This is a genomic window from Falsihalocynthiibacter sp. BN13B15 (genome assembly GCF_041205415.1).
GTDB classification, from domain to species: Bacteria; Pseudomonadota; Alphaproteobacteria; order Rhodobacterales; family Rhodobacteraceae; genus Falsihalocynthiibacter; species Falsihalocynthiibacter arcticus.
On sequence record NZ_JBGFCE010000003.1, the window covers coordinates 205081 to 230829 of the forward strand.

Sequence of the window (25749 nt, forward strand, 5' to 3'; positions counted from 1 at the left end):
TCGGCCTCATCCATAATTTTCAATCAAGGGCACATCACTCGCCCCTGGGGGCAACAATTTGGACTATTTTTACCTGTTCGTCGGACTGCTCGGTCTGTTCTTCGGCGGCGAGGCGCTTGTGCGGGGCAGTGTCGGCATCGCTCGGCGCTTGGCGATCCCGCCGCTGCTGATCGGCCTGACTGTCGTGGGCTTCGGCACATCTACGCCTGAACTTCTGGTTTCGGTCGACGCAGCTTGGCGCGGCGTTCCCGATATCGCATTGGGCAACATCATCGGGTCCAACATCGCCAACATCCTGCTGATCGTCGGCCTCTCGGCTCTGGTCTGGCCGATCAAGGTCATGGGTGCAACCCTGCGGCGCGACACGGCCGTTATGATGTCAGCGGCACTTTTGCTAGTGCCGTTTTTCGCCTTTGGCCAGATGACGCGCCTGTCCGGGCTGGTTCTGTTCGGCGTCTTGGTGGCCTATCTGATCTGGGCCTATCTGAAGTCGGGTGAGGCAGCGGCGGAGGACGACAGTCTGAAACCTCCGGCCTCAACGCTTGTGTCGGTGCTCTGGGTCATTGGCGGGCTTGTCGCCTTGATGGTCGGCGCGCGGTTTTTGGTAGACGGCGCAGTCTCGATCGCGCGTGGGTATGGCATTTCGGAGGCATTCATCGGTCTGACAATCGTCGCCGTCGGAACGTCCCTACCGGAACTTGCCACATCCTTGATCGCGGCCTTTCGTCGTCAGTCCGAAATCGCTATCGGCAATATCATCGGGTCGAACATCTTCAACGTTCTGGGCATTCTTGGCGTCACCGCACTGATCGCGCCAATCCCGGTGGCGTCGCGGTTCCTGACCTTCGACCTTCCGGTGATGATTGCCGTGTCGCTGGTGTTGACCTTGCTTCTGCTGACCCGGCCGGTGATTGGACGCGGCATTGGGGTCGTGATGCTGGCGGGATATGCCGCCTATGTCTGGGCTGCGCAGGGATGACAAGGGGGCGTGGCAAAGCCGCAAGGGGGATAGCCGCGATTTTGTCGCGGCTATCCCTTGTGCTGGCGGTTGCGCTTTTTGGGGCGCATCATGTCGGCGCGAAACGAACGGCCACGCACAATGGCCCCGTTGAGGCACTTGAGACCGCATTTGCGCCGGTCATCCTTACGGCGCAGAGCCATCTGATACGCGCGCCATTGCCCGAGGGCGACACACCGCAGGCCACTGCGCCCGCACCAAAAGTTCCCAAACAACGACTAACGCTGGCGCGTGTGTCGTGGCAATATGTGGCATCCGTTTCTACTCCTGCAATCACTATCCTTCCGCCAGTTCGGGGGCCGCCTGCGGTCTGACATCCCGACGTCAAACCGAACACTCAGGCACCAAAGGATACTGAAAATGCGCCGACCAGCATGGGTCGTGATGACCTATGCCGTCCTTCTGCTACTGGCAGTGGTGACGGCCCTTCCGAACTTTCTTTCCAAAGATATACGCGACACGCTGCCGCCTTGGGCAACCAGCCAGACGGTCTCACTCGGCCTTGATCTGCAGGGTGGCGCGCATCTGCTGCTCGCCATCAATCGCGCGGATCTGGCAACCGCGCGCCTTGAGGAGTTGCGTCGGATACTTGTATCCGAGATGCGCACGTTGAACCTGAACCCGGCAACGATCCGGGTGAACGGCACCGCACTGTCTGCTCCCGCAAACGACGCGCTACTTGCGGCTTTGCAGGTGGCGGCGTCCGCCACCGCTCAGTCCGGTATCCCACCGGACTTTACCCTCGACCTGTCCGACGGCCTAGTGCGGTTGTCCCTAACGTCATCCGGACTTGACCGCGCGGCAAGCGATGCCGCCGATGCCAGCCTCGAAGTGATCCGCCACCGAGTTGATCAGGTCGGTGTCTCCGAGCCGGTGATCAGCCGGGTTGGCGATGATCGCATCCTTGTCCAGATGCCGGGCGTCGAGAACCCGGCCCAATTGCGCGCGCTCTTGGGATCGACTGCAAAGATGAGTTTCCAGATGGTCGCACCGGGGCCCGGACCGGGCGTGACGCTGCTGCCGCTTCGGGACGGCACGGGCGAGATTCCGGTTGAAGACCGTGTGGCACTGTCGGGCGATCAGCTGGATGCGGCGGCCTCGGGGTTCGAACCCGACACCGGCCAGCCGATGGTTACCTTTAATTTCGACCGGCAGGGCGGCGTTGCATTTGCCCAGATTACGGCCGCCAATATCGGTCAAAGGTTTGCGGTCGTTCTGGATGGTGAAGTTCTGACCACCCCGGTCATCCAGCAGGCCATTCCGGGCGGCCAAGGTCAGATCACCGGCGATTTCACGCTTGAAGAGGCGCAGACGTTGGCGGTGCTTCTGACCTCGGGCGCACTGCCTGCCTCGCTCGACGTGATCGAAGAACGCAGCGTGGGTGCAACACTTGGTGCGGATTCCATCCGTGCGGGGTTGGTGACGGGCGCAATAGGACTGGCGCTGGTGGTGGCGATCATGGTCGGGCTTTACGGCGGTTGGGGCCTTCTGGCCAGCGCCATTCTTGGGCTGAACGTAATGCTTGCGCTGACCGCGTTGGGACTTTTGGGGGCGACGCTGACGTTGCCGGGGATTGCCGGAATCATCCTGTGTCTTGGCATTGCAGTGGACAGCAACATCCTGATCTTTAGCCGTATCCGCGAAGAAACCGCCAAAGGTGCGATCGCGATCAAGGCGCTGACGCTCGGTTATGGGCGGGCCTGGGCGACAATCCTTGACGCCAACATCACAACGCTACTGGCGATGGTGTTGCTTTTCATGTTTGGCGCCGGGGCGATCCGGGGATTTGCCGTCACGATGAGCCTTGGCATCGTCATCTCGATGTTCACGGCCGTCGCGCTGATGCGGTTCATGATGGAGACGCTGGTGCGTCGCCGCAAACTCAAGCGGCTCGACATCGCGCCGCTGTTTGGTGGCGTGCCCGCGCCGAGGAGACTTTCCTTCATGCGGCGCGGGCGACTCGCACTTGCGATATCGGCAGTGCTGTCTGTGGGGTCGCTGGGCCTGCTTGCGGTGCCTGGGCCTAACCTTGGGATTGATTTTACCGGCGGGGTGCAGATGGTCCTGCGCTCGGACGTGCCCGTCCCGTTGTCCGAGTTGCGTGCCGCCATCGCGCAACAGGTTCCGGGCGACGCGAGCCTGCAGGCCTTCGGCAATCCCAATGAAGCGCTGATCCGGGTGCAGGGTGAGGTCGGGCAGGCCACGGTTGCCGCCGTCGAACGTGCAGCAACAGACGTGATCCCAGATGCGGTGTTCAACCAGATCGACCTTGTTGGCCCAACGATCAGCGGCGAACTGGCAACCACCGGCTTGCTGGCACTTGGCCTCGCGGTCCTGGCGATGCTGGCCTATATTTGGGTCCGGTTCGAATGGCACTTTGCTGCCGGGGCCATCGCGGTGCTTTTCCTTGACGTCACCAAAACCTTTGGCTTCATCGCCCTAATGGGATGGGAGGTGAACCTGACCACCATCGTCGCCCTGCTGACGCTGATCGGCTATTCGGTCAACGACAAGGTCGTGGTCTATGACCGGATCCGCGAACACCTTGCTGAAGGCCGTGAAGACCCCTTGGCTGGTGTCATCGACCGAAGTCTCAATCAGGTTCTGGCTCGGTGCATCTTTACCTCTGGTACAACGCTCGCAGCGATTGTGCCGATGGCGATCTGGGGTGGGCCAGCGGTATCGGGCTTTGCCTGGCCAATGATTGCGGGCGTGACAATCGCCACCGCGTCTTCGTTGTTTGTGGCGGGTCCGGTCCTCGCCTGGCTCGCGCAGCGCAACAAGGTTGCGGTTATGCCGGATGCCTTGCGCAATCTGGCCTGAAAACGACCATCGCCGGGGGCGCAATCCCCCGGCGAGATACCTCTGCAGTTCACTGGGCAAGGTCACTCTGACCGTTTCTTGAACCTGAATGTATGATAAGAAAACAAGGATGCCGTTCAAGTAGAGAAAGCCTGAACCCTTGTCGCCACTGGCCTAAAGGAGCCTGAACACATCATGGAAATCGACTTTTTGACACTGGCACCTTACGCTGCCGTAATCTTGTTCCTCGGTGTTTTTACAGCCTTTGTTCTGGAACTGCGATCCCCGGATGTTGTCGCCTTTTGCGGGGCGGCAACAGCTCTTGCCATCGGACTTGTCAAGCCGACCGATGTTCTGGATGCGCTCGCTAATCCTGCACCTGCAACCATTGGCGCGATGTTCGTCCTCAGCGCGGCCCTTGTCCGGACGGGCGTACTTGAGGCCCTCAGCAATGTCCTTGGTCGATATGCGTCGACCCGTCCGGTCCTAACACTCGCGCTGTTCTTCAGTGCCGCTGCCGGGGCCTCGGTTTTCATGAACAACACACCGGTGGCCATTGTGCTGATTCCGGTCGTGATCACCCTTGCGCGTCAAATGAAGATTGCGGCTTCGCACCTTCTTATCCCGCTGTCTTACATGGTTATTCTTGGCGGCACCTGTTCGCTGATCGGGACCTCGACGAACCTGTTGGTGGATGGCGTTGCACGCGATCTGGGGATGGCTCCGTTCAGTCTGTTCGAGATCGCGCCTGTCGGAATCGTCGTCACCATCGTTGGCGGAGCTTTTCTGGCAATCGCCGCTCCGCGCCTTCTGCCCGTGCGACAGACGGTCGGAGAGGTTCAGTCCAAGCGCGACGGCCGCACCTGGCTGGTTGAACTGTTTATTCCTGCGGGCTCGCCATTGATCGGCAAGACTGTGCTGGAAGTTGACGCTTTTAAGAAGGCCGGAAGTCGGGTCGTTGATCTTGTCTGTGGCGACCTTTCCCTGCGCGCAACCCTCGCCACATCGACGATGGCGGCTGGTGATGTTGTGGTTGTGAAGACCACAGATACCGAGATCATGGGGTTTCGCGACGGCGCTGCTGTGGGCAACGCCGTTCTGGGCACCGAGCCGTCGACCGCCCGGCGCACGTCGATTGTCGAGGTCCTGATCGGCCCGAATTCGAAAGCGCTGCACAGGATGGTCGGGCGCTTGCAGTGGCGCCGCCGTTTCGGGGTCTATCCGGTCGCACTCCACCGAAAGGGAGCAGCGGTCGACATGCGTCTTGCGAAGATGAAACTGGAGGTCGGCGATACTCTCCTACTTGACGGTGCGCAGGAAGATATCACGCGGCTTGCCGTCGAAGAACAGTTGATCGAGCTTTCCCCCGTGACCTCGCGGGGCTTTCGCCGCAAGAAAGCCCCCATCGCGATTGCCACCATGGTTGCCGTTGTTGTTTTGGCGGCCCTGAATGTGGCCCCGATCCTGACCCTTGCGCTGATCGGGGTTGCGGTGGTTTTGCTGACAAACTGCATTGATGCGGATGAAGGAGTGGGGGCGATCGATGGCCGGTTGCTGTTGCTGATCGTTTCGATGCTGACATTGGGGAGCGCATTGGACAATTCGGGGGCGCTTGCGCTGATCGTCGCCAAGGTATCGCCGCTGCTGTCCACGGTCCAACCGATTGTCGCCCTTGCACTGGTCTTTGCCCTGACGTCGATCCTGACGGAGCTGGTCACCAACAATGCAGTCGCCGTCCTGCTGGCACCGATCGCTGCGGGCGTGGCAATCCAGCTTGGCCTTGATCCGCGTCCTTTCGTTGTAGCTGTGATGTTTGCTGCAAGCGCAAGCTTTGCGACGCCAATCGGCTACCAGACCAATACGCTCGTCTATAACGCTGGTGGGTACAGATTCACTGATTTCCTCAAGATCGGTATTCCGATGAATATCATTACCGGGACAACGACGGTGTTACTGATCCCGCTCATTTGGCCACTGGTGCCCTAGAAAAAGATATCAGCGTTCGTTCGCCGTCAAGAAGGTCTATCTTGGCTCAAAGCGAAATTTTGATGCCGGAACAATGGGGTAAAAAAGGTTTTCTGGGATCAGCAAAACAACGCCTACGTCCCGGTGACGTCATTGAAATTCAAAGAGCAGTAGCCATTTTGATTAGTGAGAAGAGCGCGGGAAAAATGAGGAACACTTGAAGTGTATCGAAGGGATAATCCCGATTTGATTGCTTTAACTGAACCAAATAGCCTTCCGACAGCCATAACCCCAAACCAAAGGTTCAAAAATACGATGAAATGTCCGGTTGATGGCGAAACCCTAGTGATGACTGATCGCTGCGGTGTGGAAATTGATTACTGCCCAACTTCCCGCGGGACAAGCACAACAGGCGCTGAGGATCGCGACTGGGACGATGGTTACCGTCGCAGGGAACGTGACAAGCCTCGGAATAAGCGGCGCGGATACCTTCTGGGTGAGCTATTCGATTTTTGAACGGCCAAATAAATCTTGTGAGGCCTGAAATGAAACATTTGCGCGTGAGCGGACTCGAGATCAAAAATGATAAAAACGGCAATGGTCATGATAATGTTTGTGATCGCTAACTTCGCTTACGCCCAAGACGCCGACAAGTCGGAAGAAATGCGAATGCTCGGAAATTGCAGGGGGTGCAGCTTCGAAGACGTGGATTTTTCCGAACTCAGATTGACGGGAATAAACCTCAAGGAATCACGCTTGAGCGCGGTTGATTTTCACGCGGCTCAACTCAGTATCGCGGTCTTTATTGGGTCTGTGTTGCGAGACGTAAATTTTGCGTCTGCCAACCTGCGAGGTGCAAGTTTTACCGGTGCAACCCTTATCAATGTATCCTTTGAAGGTGCCGATTTGCGCGGCGCTGTGTTTGAGGGTGCCTTGATGGAGAATACTGACCTTCAACCGGCACTGCTCTGCAATACCCAGATGCCCAACGATTTAATGGACAATTCAGACTGCAACTAATTGAGCAAAAGAATATCCGATGGGGATCGATGCTTGGCTTAGTCCGGTTGTGCTCATCCCGTGATCGGTAAACTTATAAATACCTGCCCTCAAGCCAGCCAGTGGAACACTTGACAATTTTGTACGTCGGCAAAGGCAAGGTCAACGGAAGGGGATGGTGACCCCAAATAGACACAAACGGTACAATAAAATCTTGGAATAGCGGCTGACGTGCCTGATGCCTGCGATTGCTGTGTGGAAACAGCGTTCATTCAGTACGTTTCGGAAAACTGGATAGGTGGGCTCTGAGTAGTCACTGACCCAGCCTTGATGCAAGATCTGCCCGGAAAGACGAACGGCAAAAAGCCGATCGTCGTGGCAATTCTCAACGCATTTTCAAGCTCGACACCTAAATACCGCACCGTGCTGTCCACCTTGGTATGTCCAAGCAAAAGTTGGACCGCGCGAAGATTGCCTGTCTTACGGTGGATGGCCGTCTCTGGCCGTGCCTGCGTCTGGTATTGCGCTCTCTCAACTGTGGCGCTTAATCCATTGAGCTAAAGTGCTTTGGGCCGAAATCCATGGAATTATCCTCTTGCGTTAGCTCTGCTCGGCTTCCAATTTGGGAATGGACAAACAACGGGAACCAAAATGAGCGCTCGATTATCAACGGCAATCCGGATTAGTGATGCCTCCAAGGCGATTTTGCAAAAAAACGAAGAGCTTTCCAGATCAGCGTTTTGAAGAGATTGATGACTGGAGTGATCTCGGGCATGTTGGTGTAGAGCCCATGCTGTTAGCGCTGTCGATGGAATTGGCGCTAAAGGCGTGGTTCGTTTTCGATCACGACGATCCAAAAGTCATCAAGTCACATGATCTGTTAAAGCTGTTTGATGGCTTGCTGCCTGAAAGTCATTAGCGGCTCGATGACGCGTTTAAACGATCGGTAAATTCGCCTCATTCTAGCGTCGTTTTCGTCGATTATGGTATTCGCGACATTCTTTCACAGCACAAAGACGCATTCGTAGACTGGCGCTATCTCCACGAGCCAAAGAAAACGATGATGTTTGACCAGAGCATTTTTGAGGCGACGCTTGAGATGGTGCTCCGTGAGTTCAAAAAGAGGTACCGAACTGAACCGGTGAAACCAATTTTTTGACATCCTAAATGATGTCTGCTTCAGGGAAGTTGCACTATGGCGATGAGTGGCCGCTCTGGGCAGTGAGCAGACATGGTCAGTTTGGGCGGAATGCGGCCTTTCGCTGCAATTTTCGTGAACGTCGGCTTTGCTAAAAGAAGCGCATGCAACTCCGTACCCCCACAGGCTCTTGGAGAAGCCACATTCCTTGATGATTTTAAAAGTGATCCGAAAACGCTATTTGCCCGTAATATAAATGAGTTTAAATTTTAGTCAGAAAGTTTTAATTAACGGTGTTCAAATTCAGGAATGCCTAGATTGGAAGGAAAGTAAAATGAGACAGTTACTGGTCAATGGATGGAACTTCATATTTAATTCTGAAGTAAGCCCGCTTCGTCACATTTCAGATGTCTCGACACGGCATTATGTTCTGCAAGCGTTGGGGCTAATGTGGGCCGCTGCTTTTGCCGTCGCAATCGGAAGCTACACGGTACTTGCTGCGAGCATTATTGGACATACAGTATTGATAGGGGCCGCAGCGATTACGGTCGCGACTTATACCGCTGCAGCGACGAAACCGAATTTATTCACAAAGGGTTCAGGTCGCCGCTCTGATGGTGAGCACGAGTAAATACTTGGATCACAAATAGGGCGGGGTAAATGAAGGCAATACTCATTTTTGTTCTGGCGTTTGGTTTGACCGCTACTGAAACACACGCCATGTTTTTTGGAAACTGGATTGAACAGAAGTTTTCTCTTTTCTCCAGCAACAAGTGGACTCAGTCGCGCCAAGGCGTAAGGGTGATATCGGACGGCTCAGTATCGCTGCTATGGACTCGACTGCCCGCCTCGGACAGTAGTGCAGTTACCGCGAAGTGGAATTGGTCCGTCGATAACAGTGTTCCTCCCACGACGCTCTCGAAAAAGGGCGGTGACGATCGCAATCTTGCGCTCTACTTTGTGTTTGTGCCGCCTGAGGTTGCTGAAAAAAACCGAAATTCCAATATTCGAAAACTGCTAAAGGTGAATGACGCTCGTATCTTGATGTATGTTTGGGGGGGCAATTACGCACGGGGCGACATTGTTCCGTCACCCTACTTGGGAATGCGCGGGAAAACGATCATACTTCGATCCGCGGGGACTGGTGAATTTGGCGAAAGCGTAGATTTGGCTGCAGACTATAAAAGGGCTTTCGGTGAGCCAAAAACCGTTCTGGTCGGCCTCGCCGTGTCGTCCGACAGCGACGATACAAAGACAATGGTGCGCGCACGTCTGCAAGACCTTCGTATCGAATAATAAAGTCTTCCGATGGCGATTTTTTCCTATCTTGTCTTGTCATACGGGCCCAAAACTCGAGTATCACTTTTTCTTGGTAGCGAGCGCTTGCCTTAATGCGCGAGGAGTTTCAGTTAGATAAAAAGGCTGGGGGCCTAAGAGAAGACCACGTCGCCCTGTGTCTGCGAATGCAGCATTCGACAATAAGCGCAGTACAGGTTGGTCCCCGCTACTTTTCGAAGGGCACCTTCGATAAAGACGGATTTTCCAGAACCGCAGGACCAGTAATAATTGTTCTCTCATATTTTGAAACAAATCCAAACGCAAAATTCTCGTTGTTCAAAGGATTAATTCCTGTAAATCGACGCTCTATGAAATTGAAAAACGAATGCAAAAAAAAAAGCCCCGAAAACCATCGGGGCTTCCACTTCAAATTGTACTTGCCTTTTAGGGTAAGAGCACTTTGTCTATCGCGTGGATCACTCCATTGGACGCAGGAACATCCGCAATAATTACAGTCGAGTCGTTGATTTTAACTCCGTCCAACCCGTTAACACTAATTGTGCCACCCTGGACCGTCGTCAAAGGTCCATTGCTCCCCGAAAGAGCGCTTGCTGAGTAATACCCAGACACAACGTGGTATGTCAAAATGGAGACAAGTTGATCCCTATTCTCTGGTTTTAGAAGGCTTTCAACTGTACCAGCTGGCAACGCTGCGAATGCTTCGTTGGTCGGAGCAAAAACAGTAAATGGTCCGTTCCCCTTAAGTGTTTCGACGAGTCCAGCTTCCGAAACCGCTGCTACAAGAGTCGTAAAATCACTGTTAGATGATGCAACATCAACAATGTCATCGCCCTTCATATTTCCGGTCGAGCAGCCTGCTGTCAGCGCAATCAGGCCAACTGCGGCAATCGATTTCAGCGCATTTCTTCGTTTCATAATCTATCTCCCATTTGATTTAATGTATGGGTTACGCATCGCATCCAAAAATGGATCATTTTTATATTTTAAATTTTGATGAGCGCTCTCCAACAGCTTCGAACGGAGTCTCGAAAAGTATTGTTAGTAAACGAACAGTCAGGCTTGGCAGTAAAAAATTGCAAAGGGTTTCGCAGAAATCGAGGAAAGCTCTGATCTGGGTATGAACTTTGAATTGGATGTTACGCAAATAGGCGGCACTGTGGCATACATTGCCTGGCACGATGAAACGGCGGGCAATATTTATACCTTCACGGCAACTCGACGCGCTGACCAACATCCGAGCGGCGATGACCGATTAAGTCAAATCCATATAAGAAACAAAAGGTCCGTGGACGTTGCCAATCCCGCCCATTGTTTTCACAGCAACAGCCAACTAGCCGCCATTTGTCGCAAATCTGCCCAACGGCCGCTTGGGGCCGTTCGCGACATTCAAACCGACCAGCCGTCCTGCATTCGCCGCATGACGGCCGAAATCGACATGTCCGATAGCATGCCGCCTTGAGGCGCTGAAAACAAGGTGTGTCATTGAACCGTGGCAAAGCATCAAGAAGGGTTACGGCTTCTTCTGTCAGCGGCACACGATGCAGCTTGCCGTTTTTCATGCGAGCGGCCGGAATGCTCCAAACAGTGGGCATGCTAGAAATAGCGTCTTCGCCGATATCGAGTTCATCCCACGTCATTCCACGCACCTCACCTGAATGTGCAGCGGTGAGCCTAAGAAACCGTAACGCGCGTGCAGCCATCCCGTCGCGCTGTTCAAGGCTCACCCACCAGCGGGGTACACCACCTAAGGCCAGCGCCGGTTGGTGATTGGAGTTGGCGACCTTTGTGGGCTTGGGACGGATTTTTGACAGGTTGCCCTTCCAGCGCGCGGGGTTGTTTCCAGACCGGTGTCCGGCCACAGTCGCCCACGATAGGACGTTCTCGATCCGCCCGCGCAGACGTGGTGTGGTTTCCGTCTTTTCAAGCCAAATCGGTTCCAGAACGCGCAACACATCCTGTACGGTGGTCTCCAAATCCTGCTTCTGCAAAGGTAAAAACCTTGCGCGTTTTGCGCTTGTCGGCCAAAGGGTCTCCCCTGAGCATAGCCTTGCCGCGAATTTTAAATGCAAGCTTGCGTGCAGTCGCTAATGATACTGTGGGCAGGCTGCCCAACCCAATTTCACATCTTTTACGACGAATGGTGATGCGCTGCACCCATTGCCGCGCACCGTTTTTTGCCACGCGGAGAAACAAGCCTTGCCCATCGAAATATTTGCCCAGTTTGTTCACGGTTTCGACGAACCTTGGCGACAATGCTTTCTCGGGTCGCCTTAAGTTCTTTTGTGGCATTCTTAAAATACCCCAAAACGTCCCCCACCTAAACGCGAAATTCCTAAGAATAAGACGAACATACTATACAAGGGAAGGCAGGAATACTGGCAGCGTGTTAGATTTGCTGGGATTTGAGTTACGTCTGCCCGTGCACGACGACGATACATCACCGTTGACTTGTACACGTCGGAGCAGAAACACATAGAGTGTTTCCCCTGAATGAACTGTGGCGGCCGTGCCTTGCAATCCTTCGTACTTGCCGTCGTCAGGATTGCTTAATCTTGTACCATTTTTGTGACCCGACTATCCTATCTAAATTGAAGTTTTTATTCTTGAAAATGGAAAACATAGTCTAAACCTGTCACTCCCGACCATTGATAAATGGCAAGCCATCTTCGCGTGGGTTTCTACGTTTTGGCCCCCTACAAGCGTTTCCATAGCCAAAAATCTTACAGCCCGTTCAATGGCTAAGGAAACCCTGTCCGGCGTGAGGGTGATGTGGGTGAAAAGGCTGCAGGCACCTGTTGCATGAGTTGGCAGATATTCAGGAGTGCCCTCACCAAGGAGGAATTACCTCAGGAAATCTGGCCCAGCGCGAATGCGCCTCTGCCTAATCCAGACCAATGCGTCAATGTATTTGGAGCAGAAAAAATGTTGCCAGATACTGTTTAAGGCATATAATAAGAGAGATTACGCGGCATCGCTTCACTCTATTTGCAAAATAGCTTTCGGCGAGAGACTCTGACTAAACTTTTGTTATTGGACTGTTTTAGCTGCGGCAGCAAAGAGGGCGCGACGGTATTTATGGCCCTCTTTCCCCGCGATTTCTAATACGCAAAGTTGTGACAATAAAATGGAGTAACAAGCAATGGAGCCCCACCAAATGCATTTAACCAAGGAGCTTGTCTCCCGCGTTCCTCCGTTTGAAGGAGAAAGCGGAAAACTCTCCTCACGGGACGATTTGCCGACGGACGTAGATTATGCAGGCGCTGTTGAGGAATTGTTGGCCGGCGCACCCCCTTCAGGTGAGGTCTGGATATTTGCCTATGGTTCGCTAATCTGGAGCCCAGAATTTGATTTCGTGGAAGAGCGATTGGGCACACTTGCTGGCTATCGACGTTCTTTTTGCCTCGGATGGGTGCGGATCTATCGCGGCACTCCAGAACGACCCGGCATCATGTTGGGCCTTGAAAGTGGAGGATCTTGCCGCGGTGTGGCCTTTCGATTGCCCAATGTGACCCTCAGAGAAAACCTCGAACGAGTAGTGCGCCGTGAACACCCGATCCAGTGGGAGAAATTGCATATGAAATGGGCCGACGTCCGTACCGACAGTGGCCCAATTCGCGCCCTTATTGTCGTGCTCGATACGTCGCACCCAGCTTATCTTCCAGACCTCGCGGAAGACGTAATTGTCGAGGCGCTTGCGACGGCGGCCGGGGAGCGCGGATCAATGGCCGAGTACCTACGCAGCACGGTGGAGCATTTGGAAGATCGCGGTATTCATGATGGCTATCTTTGGAAGATGCAGAAGTTGGTGGCCGCACGATTGAGCCGTTGACCACCCCGCAATGTGTAAGCGGACCAAAATCTATGCTGTTGAAACTAATCGAGGGTAGGCAGTAAGGGCAGGGCAAAACATCGTGCTCTCGAACTGTGGCGACAGCAATTAAAACCTAAAAACGTCCCAACGGAGGTTTTGCGGACGCGTTGACCTTAAGGAATCAAGGCTTTCGCGCGCAAAGGACGAAATGCGTGATCGAAAAGAAAAAGCGACCCTTTTTTGCAAGAGCGTGTTGTTCCTCTCTCCATAAGCGACCCTCATTTTCAGAAATGTGGCCTTGGCCTACGACGTAGGCTTCCATGACGTGCATCATCAAATTTGCCAGCCCGTCTGTTTTTAAAACATAATCGCAGACGGTCACGGGCCTTATCTCGTCGACGACAAATCCGGCCTCCCGTAAAAACGAAGGCAGAACCGCGGGGATACGCCGCTCCACAAAATGGTGGTCCCAAGCTGCAATCATCCGCGCCATGCGATCCGGATCATCACTGTGCCAGATCAGACTATCGAGATGGAGATCCCCAATCGCCAATCGTCCCCCCTTGCGCAGCACCCGAAAGACCTCTTTTGATGCGGCGGGCAAATCCTCCACATATTCGAACACCTGTATTGAGGCCGCTTTGTCGGCGCTCCCATTCTTCATCGGTATTCCGATGGCTTGAGCATCCAAAATATCGACGGTTTCAAACTCTTTGCACCGCGCAATCGCAGCCGTTCGCATATCAGGGCTTGGATCAATACCGACCACTTTTCCCGCGGTTCCAACAGCCCGCGCTAACTCCAATGTTAGAAGACCATTGCCACAGCCGATATCCAGAATGGTTTCGCCAGGGGCAGGTTGCAGGGCATCAAAGGACGCTTGGCGTCTTCGGGTGACATCCGCCCCTTGATAGGCGACTTCCAGCAATCGGGTTGTTTTGGCGTCGAACTCCAACATCGCTTAGCCCGCCTCAACGAGGTCGTAATGCGTTATCCTCCGAGTTTCGACCAATTCGGCCTCGGCAGGGTCAATATGGGGGCTCTGATAGTCTTCACCGGCGAAGGCTTTTAATGCGTCCAGACTGTCCCAAACCATCACAAAACTAAATTCCCTTGGAGAGTCCGGACGAGGGGCGCCGGGCAACACTTGGACGATGCCTTTTGTTGCGCGCATCATTGGGATCGCAGTCTCGTGGAAGAATTTACTAAACTCCTCCTCTTTACCCGATCTCGCAACCACTTGAAATATTCGGATGATCATATCGCAAGCCTCCCAATCGCCGCCTTTGCCATCAAATACCTACCAACTTAAGGTAATATAGCATATTTTTAGGACTAAGTCAGCTTGAGGGGCCTTCGCCGTTGCTATCGTGGCGCAGAGTAGAACAACTGCGACAAAAGCGATCGGTCGCGCCGAGTTCGAATTGCGGAGTTACGCCAATCATTTGCCGATATATTTGAATATGAAAATCAATAGGCGCTCTGAACTGTTTTTAATCCTCTTGTCTGGATTATGCCCTAATCCGCGGCGTATTTTATCCCCTAGTTCACGGTGATTTCAGGGGTTGAAGGAGGCAAGGCAACGCTCGGGCCGTCGATGGCTTACATGCATTTTTCTAGGTGGGGCTTCTTGCCGATTTGAGCGGTCGCCGCATGTCGGCCAGTTTGAAAGGGGCATCGTTCTGCGTGGGGGGATGCCAGTGCGTAAACATTTCAACAAAGACTTTGAATAGGCTAAAGTGTGGTATTACAAGTATCGAGGGTCTGTTTCGGTCATAGAACCATTACTTTTGATGTCGTTGGACCCGTCTGAATTAAACTTGGCGAAGATTTAAACCTAGGAGAAAACCTGTGTTCAAAACTGTACTTAAAATTTCATCTATAACGGCCCTTTCTACAGTGCTGCTATTCGCTCAATATTCGGTCGGTATGGCACACGGCGGCGGCGGACATGGTGGCGGCGGACACGGAGGTGGTGGGCATGGCGGCGGCGGACATGGTGGTGGATATGGCGGCGGACATGGTGGTGGGGCGGATCATTACCATGACGATCACCATGATGACCACTATCAAGATGTCGATCACCATTACGATCATCACACCGATGCCGCGAGAATCGCGCTCGGGATTGTCGCAGGAATGGCAATTGGTACCGCGTTAACGTCGGAACCTCCAAGCTGTGCTGTGGAAGTGGTTCAGGGGGTTCAGTATTGTTATGATGGGTACAATTGGTACCAAATTGAAGCTGGGACATATGTAGTTGTCGAGCGGCCCTAAGAGAGACATACGCTTGTTCAAAAAACCACCACTACAGTCATAACTTGGCGCTAAAGTCCCCTTTTTGCTAACGTGGGAAAAGGGGACTTGAAGTTCGACGACCATGTGAAATCTGAATTCATCGTTCGTTGCAGTTACGGCGCGCTGACGGGCGCGAAACTACGCCCATAGGTTCTTTCTGAACTGTGAGTTCTAACGTTATGAAAATAAACGTTTTTAGGTGTTAAGTTGTCGTTAGATAATTTGCGTGCGACCCACTTCGAGCTAAACGAGCAATTTTTCCGAATTCGAAGTCTGCAGCATCTTAACCTGTGATCGAGCTAGATTTAGGAAAGCCGATACCGCGGGGTTATTTTCGGCCAGACATGAAGGTTTGAGCGCAAAATACCGGTGCAAATCTTCTTTTAACGGCAGAACCCTTATGCCGCGACGGTCGGAGGGCAGGGTGGGTTCTGGCACCACTGTGACGCCCAATCCTTCGCGCACGAGGGCGAAGGAGCTGATCCAGTCGCGCACCTCCATCCGAACGTCTTGCAACCCACAACCGAGGGTCTCCGCAAGGCTTCCCGCGTGGATCGTGCACCCGCCCGTCGCCAATATAAATGGCTCATTTGAGAGGCGCGCCAAAGAGACGCTGTGAATAGGAGCCGTCGCGATCGCGTGGCCGGAAGGCAGGACGGCCACCCAGTCGTCTTGCCCCAGCGGGAATTGGGTGGCGCTATAGCTTTCGACGGCGGTCACCCCGAGGTCCACCGTGCCCGCGGCGAGCCAAGCTTCGATTTCGGTATCACTGGCTTCTAATGTCACGACCTCAATGCCCGGATGTAATTCCTGAAAGCGGCGCAGAAGCGGCGGCAGAAGTGTGTGAAAAACAGACGGAAACGCCGCAAGCCGCAGGCGCCCCTGTTCAACGCCACGGGCCAAATCGGTGGCGCGTTTGATCCGGTCAAGACTGGCAAGCACATCACGCGCTTCTGCGAGAACCTCGTCGCCAATCGCCGTTGCTTCAGCACCGCGTTGTGTCCGAGATATGAGCATGACCCCAAGATGCGTTTCAAGTGCCGCCAAGGCTTGGCTGACACCCGATTGTGACAGGCCCAACCTCTGGGCGGCAGCGGTGAGGCTACCTGTATCCGAAACGGCCACGAGCACACGGATTTGCGATAAATTCATACTATAAGCTGGCCTTATACCCACATTCTATCTCCATAAGTATCACTTGTACGATCGTTGTGCCAGTAGAACATGGAAAAGGAGACAGCCATGACCACTCGTACAGTTGAAACCACCCGCAGTTTACCCCCCGCCGTTGCGATTGCTGCACTTGGCGCGAGTTCGTTCATGATTACGCTGGACGCGACGGCCTTGCATGTGGCTTTGCCCACAATTGCAGAGGAGTTGGGCGCTGGGTTGTCAGCCCTTCAATGGATCACCAATGCTTACACGCTGGTCTTTGCTGGTTTACTCCTGTCCTCGGGGGCGCTTTCCGACAGGCTTGGCGCACGCAGGGTCTTCCTCGCGGCGCTCCTCTTTTTCTTGGGAGCATCGACGTTGTGCGGCCTTGCGCCCTCTACGGAAGTTTTGATCGCGGCACGGGCCATTCAAGGTATCGGGGCCGCTGCGATCCTTCCAAGTTCTATGGCACTCCTTGTGCATGCGTTTCCGAACCCAAAAGACCGCGCGTACGCCCTTGGAACTTGGAGCGCGATTTCGGCCGTGGCGCTGGTGGCCGGGCCTTTGCTGGGTGGCTTTCTTGCCGGAACTCTAGGGTGGCGCGCGATCTTTCTTTTGAACCTGCCTGTTGGGCTTTTGGCTTATATTGCGGCTTCAATGTCTGTTGGAAACCCCGACCAGCAGCGACGTGCGTTTGATCCGCTTGGTCAGACATTTGGCATGTTGGCCCTCATCGCACTAGTTTTCGCGGCCACGGAAGGTCAGGAATTGGGCTGGATGTCGTTTCCCGTGCTGGCGACGGCGGTCGTCGGTGTGGTGGCCGTCGCGGCCTTCGTGATAATAGAGCGACGCCACGTCGATCCCATGCTGCCATTCCAGATTTTTAGATCACGCGCCTTCACTGGTGCGATCATGGCCGCGTTCCTCTACAACTTTGCCTACTACGGCGCATTATTTTCGCTATCGATCATCCTTCAGGCTGATGGGGCCGCGCCAGTTTCTGTCGGACTTAAGTTCGCCCCCATGACAGCCACCACAGCCATCGTAGCCTTTGCGATTGGCCGTATGGTCGCAAAGTTTGGGGCGCCCCTTCCAGGAATGATAACCTTGAGCATTGGCGCGGTTGGCGCGGCGCTCATGGTTTTCGGAGGCTTTACGTCGACAATCTTCCTGCTTGGTTCCCTGCTGATCGGAATTGGCGGCGCGACACTGCCTGCCATCGTGGCCGCAGCCCTTGAGAATGTGCCGTCCGCAAGAGCGGGCGTCGGATCCGCAGTGCTCAACACCGCGCGTCAGGCTGGCGGTGCTTTCGGCGTGGCCGTTCTTGGAACTCTGATTGCCACGGCATCGCCAAGCGTGGCATTGGCAACAATCAGCGCAAGCTTCCTCCTCGGTGCCATCGCGATGAAGGTCAGTTTGAACCCTGCCGTGAATTGAAGGGATGATTTTCATAGCAAAAGCAAAGCTCCGCAAGCCATCCTATTGCAGGAGTGAGGGGACCTTGCTTTTTATGGGCCGTCTAAGATTTCCACCGAAAGTATTGTCGGCAAATGTCGTGCGATCTCTTGCCACGTTTCGCCCTCGTCGGAACTGGCAAAGACCGAGCCAGAGTTTGTCCCGAAATAGACCCCCGCTGGAGTACGGGTGTCCGTGGCCATGGCCTGTCTCAAAACGGTGAAATAACACGCGTCTTGCGGTAATCCCTGACGCATATCCTGCCAGCTTTGCCCACCGTCCTGTGAACGCCAGACCGCCGCTGAAGCATCGGGCGGGAAGCGCCCTTTGCTGTCGCCATTCAAAGGGAGGGTCCAGACCGTGTTAGGATCGCGCGGGTGGACCGCGATCGGGAAGCCAAAGAGCGACGGTAGGCCGTTACTGATGTCGTCCCAACTGCGCCCGCCATTGGAGGAACGCCAGACCCCGTGATGGTTCTGTTGATAAAGCACATCCTCATGCCCCGGCGCCCGCACCATATTGTGCACGCAATGCCCAAGTTCACCGTTTTGGGGCGCGGCGGGATGGTCATGCCCCTGACAGGCTTCAGCGTTTGAAAGGCGAATGCGGCGCTCCCAAGTGGTACCGCCGTCCTCGGTGGCGAAGACACCTGCGGCGGATATGCCGACCCAGAGTTTCTCCGGATTCGACGGCTCAGGCACGATTGTATGCAGCACCAATCCCGCGGCCCCAGGTATCCACGCTTCAAAGGAAGGATGATCCGTGAGGCCCTCAACCTTGGTCCATTGTTCGCCGCGATCCTTACTTTCCAACAGGTTCGCAGGTTTGGTTCCCGCGTAAAGCTTGCCGTGACTGAAGTTTAGCGACCATATCTGGGAAAAGTCATCCGTGAAGGGTAGCGCCTCATCGGTCCAGCCGATCATCTTGGCGAAGTCTGGATCGTTGGCGGCCCATTCGTCCATCTTGCCTTTTGATAAGCGGGTGACCTGCCAGCTTTCACCGCCATCAGTTGAGCGCCAAATGCCCGCTCCGTGCCAATCACCTCCACCGCCAGCCCACAGAGTCCCGGTTTTGGCATCTCCCACAACGTGGTTAATTGGCCAACCGTCACAGTAAGGCCCGCGCACCTTCCAGCCCTCTCGGTCGGTGCCGCCAGACAATAGAAAAACACCCTTAGTCGTGCCAACAAGTACATTGATATTGTTTACAGACATGAGATTTACACTCCCTAGAACTACACACATAATAGCAATCACGACCCCAAGCGCCTAGTGTAAATTTGTCGTCGTACCCGTCTTGGACCGCGCCGATGGTACGCGATATGTGTGAAATTGCGGACCCAGTAACTTTACGGAGTAAACTCCGTTTGATTCACCCCTAGGAGATGAAAAGTTGCCAAGAACTCAATAGAGGGAACACTATGTGCCAGCATGCAGCGCAACCGAGATTAATTGTCGACTCTGCAGTAAGTTTTGGTGATGACTATGCACTGAACGTCTCCCGCGATGGGAGACATTAAAGGTGGGGTGAAAAATGGGGCGTGTGCGTTTCGTTATTGGCTCGCCTCACCTTGGACTAAAGACCGATAACCGCACTGGATGATTGTTGTCGTCAAAGTTTAGCATTCTATAGTCGGAGCCAACGCGGATCGGCATTGTGAGACGCAGTAAATCGCATCGTACCGAGCGAACGCAGACTTCGCGCGGCACCTAAATATATGAAAAGAAATAAGCGCTGATGGCACAAGTCACCGACCCAGAGGTTTTAAAATTCATCGCAGATACAGAAGCGGCATACCCGTCCGAGGCAAATCTGGCCACACCGGAGGAAAACCGCATGTATTATGATGCCATGTGCGCGGGATTTTGGGCGCCGCACCCCGAAGGTGTCGCGGTTCTAGATATCGAGGTTGATGGTATTCCGGTTCGAAAATACCGGTCGGAAACTTCCGGCAAGGGGGCGATACTTTATACGCATGGTGGCGGTTTCGTCGTGGGGTCGTTGGACAGTCACGATGACGTCTGTGCGGAACTTGCGGCGGCGACGGGGGCCGAGGTTTGGTCCAGTCATTATCGTTTGTGTCCGGAACATAGCTATCCGGCAGCGTTGGATGATGTCGAAGCGGTTTGGCGGAAATTAACCGCGGATGGGCGAGGAGCCATCGTTATTGGCGATAGTGCGGGGGCGCGGCTCAGTGCCGCGCTGTGCTTGCGTTTGCGCAGGGTCGGGGGGCCAATGCCACTGGCACAGATCTTGATTTATCCGGGGCTTGGCGGCGACAAGACGTTGCCTTCGTTTGTGGAAAACGCGGAGGCTCCGCTTCTTCGCACTGTTGATTTGGCGCATAATGAAACCCTCTATAGGGGCGATTGTCAGGATAAAAACGACCCCGAACTTTCGCCTCTTCGGGCGCGGGATTTTGCCAATTTACCGCCTGCCTTTGTCGTAACGGCGGACGTGGATCCCTTGCGTGATGAGGGGCCTGCCTATGTTGAGAAATTGCGCAGCGCGGGCGTAGAGGCCACGTGGCGCAACGAGCCACAACTTATCCATGGGTATTTACGAGCCCGCCACAGAAGCCAGAGAGCGCGCGACAGTTTTGCCGCGATCATTGCGGCGGCGCGGGCATTTCTTGCCTGAACAGCCACTTAGCACTGGTATCTAAAGAACCAATTTTCGTTTGCGCACCGAACTGATCCGCATTTTATAGTGCATTGAGAAGGCGCGACTAAGCGCTGATGCCGAAGAAAAGCCCGTCAGGAGTGCGATCTGAATCACTGAGAGGTGCGTTTCCACCGCCATATCCCGCGCACGCGTTAATCGTAGGAGCTGATAGTATTTACCGGGTGGCATTTGCAGTTCATTTAAGAAAATGCGGTTCAGACTTCGCAGGGATGTCGAGGTGGCATCGGCAATATCCGAGAGGGAAATAGGGTGTTCGATATTATCTGCCATAGTGTTGACGGCCGCGCGCAGGGCAGGTGATCCTGCGGTTTTCATCAGCCCCGCCCCTTGGTTTATCCCAAACTTCCAGTTCACATCAAACACAAACATATTTGAGACGTCAAAGGCGAGGGCGGCCCCATATTGATCCTGAATGAGCTTCAAAATCATATCCATGACGGTGGAGGCCCCGCCACATGTGATATGATTTCCCGATTGCACAAAACGGTCTTCGGAAAGCTTCACATTAGGGAACCTCTCGCCAAATGCATTCATTTCCTGCCAGTGGATGGTGGCCTCGTGACCCTCTAGAAACCCTGCCTCAGCCATGAGCCAAGCGCCGGTATCAATCCCAACAATATGACGTGTGATGTTGCGAAGCTGATGCAGCTTTAAAAACACCTCTGGTGTCGCGTGTTGGCGAACCCCATAGCCGCTGACCAAGATCAAATAATCGACGCTTTTCACCTCGGCCAAAGCGAGGCTCGGTGTGATCTGAAGGCCACTGGAGCTTTGAACGGGTTGATCAAAAACACTCGCCGTTTCCCATGTAAAATCCGGCCCCGTGGGAAGACCATGCGCCACGCGCAGTGGCTCAAGAGCGCTGGCGAGCACCATGTTTGAGAATCCATCAAACAGTAGGAAACAGAAGGTTGGTGACTTATCTGGCATGATTCGTACATATTATGGCATTTTATGTAAAGTATCTGCCCTATTGCACCCTTTAGAATTCTTCCTAAGCATCGGCACCCTGCAAAATCTGCCTTGGGGCGGCTTCTATGCCATGACATCTGATCGAAGAGGAAGGCATCCATGCCTCTAACTATGAACCGCGACGTTTTTATTACCTGTGCTGTAACGGGGGCGGGCGCGACCCAAGATAAGTCCCCGCATGTCCCGCGCTCCCCAAAACAAATCGCCAAAAGCGCGATTGATGCCGCAAAGGCGGGGGCCGCCGTCGTGCATTGCCACGTGCGCGATCCAGAAACGGGTGCCGCTTCGCGTGACTTGAATCTCTACCGCGAGTTGACCGACCGCATCCGCGATGCCGAAGTTGACGTTGTCTTGAATCTGACGGCTGGCATGGGTGGTGACATCGTTTTTGGCTCGGCGGAAAGCCCGTTCCCGTTGAACGCAGCGGCCACCGATATGGTCGGCGCAACCGAGCGCATGGCGCATATCGCCGCGTGTTTGCCGGAACTTTGCACCCTTGATTGCGGGACGATGAATTTCGCAGAGGCCGACTATGTGATGACGAATTCTCCGGGAATGTTGCGTGCTATGGGGCAGATGATGACGGACTTGGGCGTCATGCCAGAAATCGAAGCCTTTGATACGGGGCACCTTTGGTTCGCCACGCAACTGGTGAAGGAAGGCATTCTGAAATCACCCGCCTTGGTACAGCTTTGCATGGGGGTGCCTTGGGGCGCGCCCAATGACATGAACACCTTCATGGCGATGGTGAACAACATCCCAGCGGATTGGAATTGGTCCGCCTTCTCATTGGGCCGCGATCAGATGCCTTATGTGGCGGCTTCTGTTTTGGCGGGTGGCAACGTCCGTGTCGGACTTGAGGACAACCTGTTTTTGGAGCGCGGCGTCCTCGCCACCAATGCGCAGCTGGTCGAAAAAGCCGTGGGCGTGATTGAGGGAATGGGGGCCAAGATTATGGGTCCGCAAGAGGTTCGGGAAAAACTGGCTCTGGTAAAACGAGCACCGAAAGGGGCGCGCGGATGAAAGCGACGATAGTTGGTGGTGGGGTGATTGGCGGAGGCTGGGTTGCCCGTTTTTTGCTGAATGGATGGGATGTTTCTGTCTTTGATCCTGACCCAGATGCGGCACGAAAAATTGGGGATGTTCTAGCCAATGCGCGGCGCAGTTTGCCATCGCTTTACGACAGGGCGCTTCCGCCGGAAGGGGCGCTTACGTTCCATGAGTCGATGGCTGATGCGGTTTCAGGGGCCAATTGGATACAAGAGAGCGTACCCGAACGCCTTGACTTAAAACACGCGATACATAAGCAAATACAAGAGCATGCGCCCCATGATGCGATCCTAGGCTCCTCAACCTCGGGCTTCAAACCCTCCGAATTGCAGGATGGCGCAGATCGCCCTGCACAGGTCATCGTGACACACCCGTTTAACCCCGTTTATCTGCTGCCATTGGTTGAAGTCGTCCCCTCGGCATTGACGCCAAGCGCGCTCACTGAACGGGCGCGCGATATCCTGATTTCTATCGGCATGAAGCCCCTCATCGTGCGTAAGGAAATTGACGCACATATCGCGGATCGTTTGCTTGAAGCTGTTTGGCGCGAAGGACTTTGGCTTGTCAGCGATGGCATCGCCACCACCGAGGAAATCGACGACTCCATTCGCTATGGCTTTGGCCTGCGTTGGGCGCAAATGGGTCTGTTTGAGACCTATCGCGTGGCGGGCGGCGAGGCGGGAATGAAGCACTTCATGGCGCAATTTGGCCCCGCGCTGAAATGGCCGTGGACCAAATTGATGGACGTGCCGGAGTTTACCGATGAGTTGGTCGATCTCATTGCGGGTCAATCAGACGCCCAATCTGGCCACATGTCGATCCGCGAACTGGAACGCCTTCGCGATGACAATCTTGTTGGCATGATGCGGGCGCTGAAAAAATCAGGGAGCGGGGCAGGCGGGACGATTAATTCCCATGAAGCGACGTTGCCGACACCGGATTTTGTCGACCTTCCGGTAACTGTTTCGCGCCAAGTTCCGCAGAGCTGGACCGATTACAATGGCCATATGAATGAGGCCAAATACCAAGAAGCAAGTTCACAGGCGACGGATCGATTCATGGAAATGATCGGCGTTGACGCTACGTATGTCGCGTCTGGCGGCAGTTATTTTACCGTAGAGTCCCACCTGCGTTTTCTTGAGGAGGTTAAGGAAGGCAGCGTGTTGAAAATAACGACGCAAGTGCTCTCAGCTGCGGGCAAAAAAATGCATTTATTCCACCGGATGTATAAGGATCAGGGGGAAACTTTGGTCGCGACATCTGAAACTCTGTTGTTACACATGGATCTAAATGCTAGAAAAACAAGCCTGCCTTCGCGCGCGGTCGCAGATTGCCTCGCGGCATTTGTGCAATCCCACTCAGGGATGCCACCACCAGAAGGCGCAGGTCGTTATGTCGGTCAATCAGATCGCAGCTGAAATACGTCGCCGGACAACGGTGAGAAAAGGGACCTCGGACGAAAACACGAAGATGCGATTTCTATCAATCACTCAAAAAACTGGGAAAACAACCATGAACGATGAACTGAAATACCTTCTGGCTCGCACCGCACAAGGCAAATACAATCGCCGCGCTTTTCTTGGCAAAGCAGGCGCACTTGGCATTACCGCTGTGGCCGCGAACACGATGCTTTCCTCCGCGGCCCATGCCGCTGGCCCCGTTCGTGGTGGCACGCTGAGCATTGGTCTTGGTGGTGGTGAAAGTACCAATTCGCTCGACCCAGCGGCGGCAACCTCCCAAGTGATCTTCAACATTTTGCGCCAATCGGGCGAAAACTTGGTCAATGTATCTCCATCGGGTGAGATCGATTTCCGCCTTGCAGAAAGCATCGAGAGCACCGCCGACGCAAAGACATGGTCCTTCAAAATCCGCAAGGGTGTTGAGTTCCACAATGGCAAGACTCTGACACCAGAGGATGTTCTTGCGACGCTGGAACGCCACTCAAACGAAGAGTCAAAATCCGGCGCACTTGGGATCATGCAGGGCATCGAATCCATGCGGGTCGACGGCGATTCAGTTGAGGTCACCCTCACGACACCCAATGCCGATTTACCATTCCTTATGGCTGACTATCATCTGGTCATTCAGCCCAATGGCGGCATGGATGATCCAACGGCGGGTATTTTCACGGGCCCCTATGCGATCACCGTCAATGAACCCGGTATCCGCTATGTAGGCGAGCGTTTTGCGAACTATTGGGATGATAGCATCGGTCATTTCGACACCGTTGAAACTCTCGTGATCAACGACGCGACGGCCCGTAGCGCCGCGTTGCAATCTGGTCAGGTCCAGATGATTAACCAAGTCGATCCAAATGTTGCAGGCTTGCTTGATCGCTCGCCGGGCTTGAGCGTGCGCAACGTTTCCGGACGGGGACACTATGTCTTCATCATGCATTGTGACACGGCACCGTTTGACAATAACGACCTGCGCCTTGCGCTGAAATATGCGATCAACCGTGAAGAAATGGTCGAAAAAATCCTTTCTGGCTATGGCAGCATCGGCAACGATTTCCCAATCAACGCGGCATATCCCCTGTTCGACGATACCATTGCTCAGCGCACCTATGATCCTGAAAAGGCCGCTTTCCACTATAAGAAATCCGGCCACGACGGCAGCCCGATTATTCTGCGCACAGCCGATGGCGCCTTCCCTGGTGCGGTTGATGCGGCGGCATTGTTCCAGCAATCTGCGGCAGCGGCGGGCATTCCGTTGGAAATCAAGCGTGAACCAAACGACGGTTACTGGTCGGAAGTCTGGAACAAACAGCCGTTCTGTGCGTCTTACTGGAGTGGCCGTCCTGTGCAGGATCAAATGTATTCCACAGCCTATACGACGGGCGCTGACTGGAATGACACGCGGTTCTTCAACGATACCTTTGACGGTATTGTCTTGGAAGCACGCTCAGAATTGGACCTTGTGAAACGCAAGGCTCTGTATAGCGAAGCAGCCATGCTGGTGCGCGATGAAGGCGGCGTGATCTGTCCAATGTTCAACGATTTTGTCGAAGGTGTCCGCGACGATATCGCAGGATGGGAAGCCGATCCGAACCTTGAAATGATGAACGGATTTGCGGCTGTGAAATGCTGGAAGGCATAGTATCAG

General features: G+C 54.3%; 25 protein-coding genes and 1 pseudogene. 17 read left to right on the plus strand and 9 right to left on the minus strand.

Annotated features, from left to right (window positions below):
• Positions 1–58: 58 nt before the first annotated feature.
• The 7 genes from AB9F26_RS06275 to AB9F26_RS06305 all read left to right on the plus strand — a co-directional run bounded on the left by AB9F26_RS06275 (position 59) and on the right by AB9F26_RS06305 (position 6805).
• Positions 59–979, plus strand: a complete 921-nt coding sequence (locus AB9F26_RS06275) for a calcium/sodium antiporter (RefSeq protein WP_369767615.1) — start codon at positions 59–61, stop codon at positions 977–979.
• Complete coding sequence (locus tag AB9F26_RS06280; protein WP_369767616.1) at positions 976–1332, plus strand: hypothetical protein; 357 nt, start codon at positions 976–978, stop codon at positions 1330–1332. Before AB9F26_RS06275 ends, AB9F26_RS06280 begins: the two co-directional genes overlap by 4 nt.
• Positions 1333–1378: 46 nt before the next feature.
• Positions 1379–3841, plus strand: a complete 2463-nt coding sequence (secD, locus tag AB9F26_RS06285; protein ID WP_369767617.1) for a protein translocase subunit SecD — start codon at positions 1379–1381, stop codon at positions 3839–3841.
• Positions 3842–4015: 174 nt separating this feature from the next.
• Complete coding sequence (locus tag AB9F26_RS06290) at positions 4016–5806, plus strand: SLC13 family permease (protein WP_369767619.1); 1791 nt, start codon at positions 4016–4018, stop codon at positions 5804–5806.
• A gap of 41 nt (positions 5807–5847) precedes the next feature.
• Complete coding sequence (locus AB9F26_RS06295; RefSeq protein ID WP_335584942.1) at positions 5848–6006, plus strand: hypothetical protein; 159 nt, start codon at positions 5848–5850, stop codon at positions 6004–6006.
• 94 nt (positions 6007–6100) lie between these two features.
• Positions 6101–6301, plus strand: a complete 201-nt coding sequence (locus tag AB9F26_RS06300) for a zf-TFIIB domain-containing protein (protein WP_335584945.1) — start codon at positions 6101–6103, stop codon at positions 6299–6301.
• A gap of 66 nt (positions 6302–6367) precedes the next feature.
• Entirely contained in the window at positions 6368–6805 is a 438-nt protein-coding gene (locus AB9F26_RS06305) for a pentapeptide repeat-containing protein (RefSeq protein ID WP_335584943.1), read from the plus strand.
• Between the two features lie 347 nt (positions 6806–7152).
• On the opposite strand, the pseudogene AB9F26_RS06310 reads toward AB9F26_RS06305, so the two are convergent.
• Positions 7153–7281: pseudogene (locus AB9F26_RS06310) on the minus strand (integrase); the annotation flags it as partial.
• A gap of 293 nt (positions 7282–7574) precedes the next feature.
• Between AB9F26_RS06310 and AB9F26_RS06315 the strand changes: the two are divergent.
• From AB9F26_RS06315 to AB9F26_RS06325, 3 genes are all read left to right on the plus strand, one after another.
• Positions 7575–7703: a hypothetical protein gene (locus tag AB9F26_RS06315; protein ID WP_335584944.1), complete on the plus strand. Its 129-nt coding sequence runs from the start codon at positions 7575–7577 to the stop codon at positions 7701–7703.
• Positions 7704–8256: 553 nt separating this feature from the next.
• Positions 8257–8553 (plus strand): hypothetical protein, encoded by a 297-nt coding sequence (locus tag AB9F26_RS06320; RefSeq protein ID WP_335586883.1) that lies wholly within the window; start codon positions 8257–8259, stop codon positions 8551–8553.
• Positions 8554–8582: 29 nt separating this feature from the next.
• Positions 8583–9218, plus strand: a complete 636-nt coding sequence (locus AB9F26_RS06325; protein ID WP_369767620.1) for a DUF3047 domain-containing protein — start codon at positions 8583–8585, stop codon at positions 9216–9218.
• Positions 9219–9644: 426 nt separating this feature from the next.
• Here the strand turns inward: AB9F26_RS06325 and AB9F26_RS06330 are convergent, their stop codons facing one another.
• The 3 genes from AB9F26_RS06330 to AB9F26_RS06340 all read right to left on the minus strand — a co-directional run bounded on the left by AB9F26_RS06330 (position 9645) and on the right by AB9F26_RS06340 (position 11510).
• Complete coding sequence (locus AB9F26_RS06330; RefSeq protein WP_369767621.1) at positions 9645–10136, minus strand: fasciclin domain-containing protein; 492 nt, start codon at positions 10134–10136, stop codon at positions 9645–9647.
• Positions 10137–10426: 290 nt separating this feature from the next.
• Positions 10427–11194, minus strand: coding sequence for a tyrosine-type recombinase/integrase (locus AB9F26_RS06335; protein WP_369767622.1), 768 nt, complete (start codon positions 11192–11194; stop codon positions 10427–10429).
• Complete coding sequence (locus AB9F26_RS06340) at positions 11142–11510, minus strand: Arm DNA-binding domain-containing protein (protein ID WP_335586887.1); 369 nt, start codon at positions 11508–11510, stop codon at positions 11142–11144. The genes AB9F26_RS06335 and AB9F26_RS06340 overlap by 53 nt, the downstream gene beginning before the upstream one ends.
• Before the next feature lie 865 nt (positions 11511–12375).
• Between AB9F26_RS06340 and AB9F26_RS06345 the strand changes: the two genes are divergently transcribed.
• Complete coding sequence (locus tag AB9F26_RS06345) at positions 12376–13050, plus strand: gamma-glutamylcyclotransferase (protein ID WP_335586888.1); 675 nt, start codon at positions 12376–12378, stop codon at positions 13048–13050.
• 163 nt (positions 13051–13213) lie between these two features.
• Here the strand turns inward: AB9F26_RS06345 and AB9F26_RS06350 are convergent, their stop codons facing one another.
• Both AB9F26_RS06350 and AB9F26_RS06355 read right to left on the minus strand, forming a co-directional pair.
• Positions 13214–13990 carry a methyltransferase domain-containing protein gene (locus AB9F26_RS06350; RefSeq protein ID WP_369767623.1) on the minus strand — a complete coding sequence of 259 codons (777 nt, stop codon included), beginning with the start codon at positions 13988–13990 and terminating at the stop codon, positions 13214–13216.
• A gap of 3 nt (positions 13991–13993) precedes the next feature.
• A complete protein-coding gene (locus AB9F26_RS06355; protein WP_335586890.1) occupies positions 13994–14293 on the minus strand; it encodes a hypothetical protein in 300 nt (99 codons plus the stop codon).
• Between the two features lie 590 nt (positions 14294–14883).
• On the opposite strand from AB9F26_RS06355, the gene AB9F26_RS06360 reads away from it, so the two are divergent.
• Entirely contained in the window at positions 14884–15309 is a 426-nt protein-coding gene (locus tag AB9F26_RS06360) for a hypothetical protein (RefSeq protein WP_369767624.1), read from the plus strand.
• Between the two features lie 264 nt (positions 15310–15573).
• Here AB9F26_RS06360 and AB9F26_RS06365 read toward each other — a convergent pair whose 3' ends face one another.
• The gene (locus AB9F26_RS06365; protein ID WP_335586892.1) at positions 15574–16482 is read right to left on the minus strand and encodes a LysR family transcriptional regulator; all 909 of its coding nucleotides are present in this window, start codon (positions 16480–16482) and stop codon (positions 15574–15576) included.
• A gap of 90 nt (positions 16483–16572) precedes the next feature.
• Between AB9F26_RS06365 and AB9F26_RS06370 the strand changes: the two genes are divergently transcribed.
• Positions 16573–17919: a DHA2 family efflux MFS transporter permease subunit gene (locus AB9F26_RS06370; protein WP_369767625.1), complete on the plus strand. Its 1347-nt coding sequence runs from the start codon at positions 16573–16575 to the stop codon at positions 17917–17919.
• Positions 17920–17990: 71 nt separating this feature from the next.
• Here AB9F26_RS06370 and AB9F26_RS06375 read toward each other — a convergent pair whose 3' ends face one another.
• Positions 17991–19151: a WD40/YVTN/BNR-like repeat-containing protein gene (locus AB9F26_RS06375; RefSeq protein WP_369767626.1), complete on the minus strand. Its 1161-nt coding sequence runs from the start codon at positions 19149–19151 to the stop codon at positions 17991–17993.
• Positions 19152–19674: 523 nt separating this feature from the next.
• Here AB9F26_RS06375 and AB9F26_RS06380 point away from each other — a divergent pair.
• Positions 19675–20577: an alpha/beta hydrolase gene (locus AB9F26_RS06380; protein WP_369767627.1), complete on the plus strand. Its 903-nt coding sequence runs from the start codon at positions 19675–19677 to the stop codon at positions 20575–20577.
• A 21-nt stretch (positions 20578–20598) separates the two neighbouring features.
• Here AB9F26_RS06380 and AB9F26_RS06385 read toward each other — a convergent pair whose 3' ends face one another.
• The gene (locus tag AB9F26_RS06385) at positions 20599–21552 is read right to left on the minus strand and encodes a GlxA family transcriptional regulator (protein WP_369767628.1); all 954 of its coding nucleotides are present in this window, start codon (positions 21550–21552) and stop codon (positions 20599–20601) included.
• 141 nt (positions 21553–21693) lie between these two features.
• On the opposite strand from AB9F26_RS06385, the gene AB9F26_RS06390 reads away from it, so the two are divergent.
• The 3 genes from AB9F26_RS06390 (at position 21694) to AB9F26_RS06400 (ending at position 25743) form a co-directional block, all read left to right on the plus strand.
• Positions 21694–22617, plus strand: a complete 924-nt coding sequence (locus tag AB9F26_RS06390) for a 3-keto-5-aminohexanoate cleavage protein (protein ID WP_369767629.1) — start codon at positions 21694–21696, stop codon at positions 22615–22617.
• A complete protein-coding gene (locus AB9F26_RS06395; RefSeq protein WP_369767630.1) occupies positions 22614–24062 on the plus strand; it encodes a carnitine 3-dehydrogenase in 1449 nt (482 codons plus the stop codon). The genes AB9F26_RS06390 and AB9F26_RS06395 overlap by 4 nt, the downstream gene beginning before the upstream one ends.
• 94 nt (positions 24063–24156) lie before the next feature.
• The gene (locus AB9F26_RS06400) at positions 24157–25743 is read left to right on the plus strand and encodes an ABC transporter substrate-binding protein (RefSeq protein WP_335586040.1); all 1587 of its coding nucleotides are present in this window, start codon (positions 24157–24159) and stop codon (positions 25741–25743) included.
• Positions 25744–25749 lie beyond the last annotated feature (6 nt).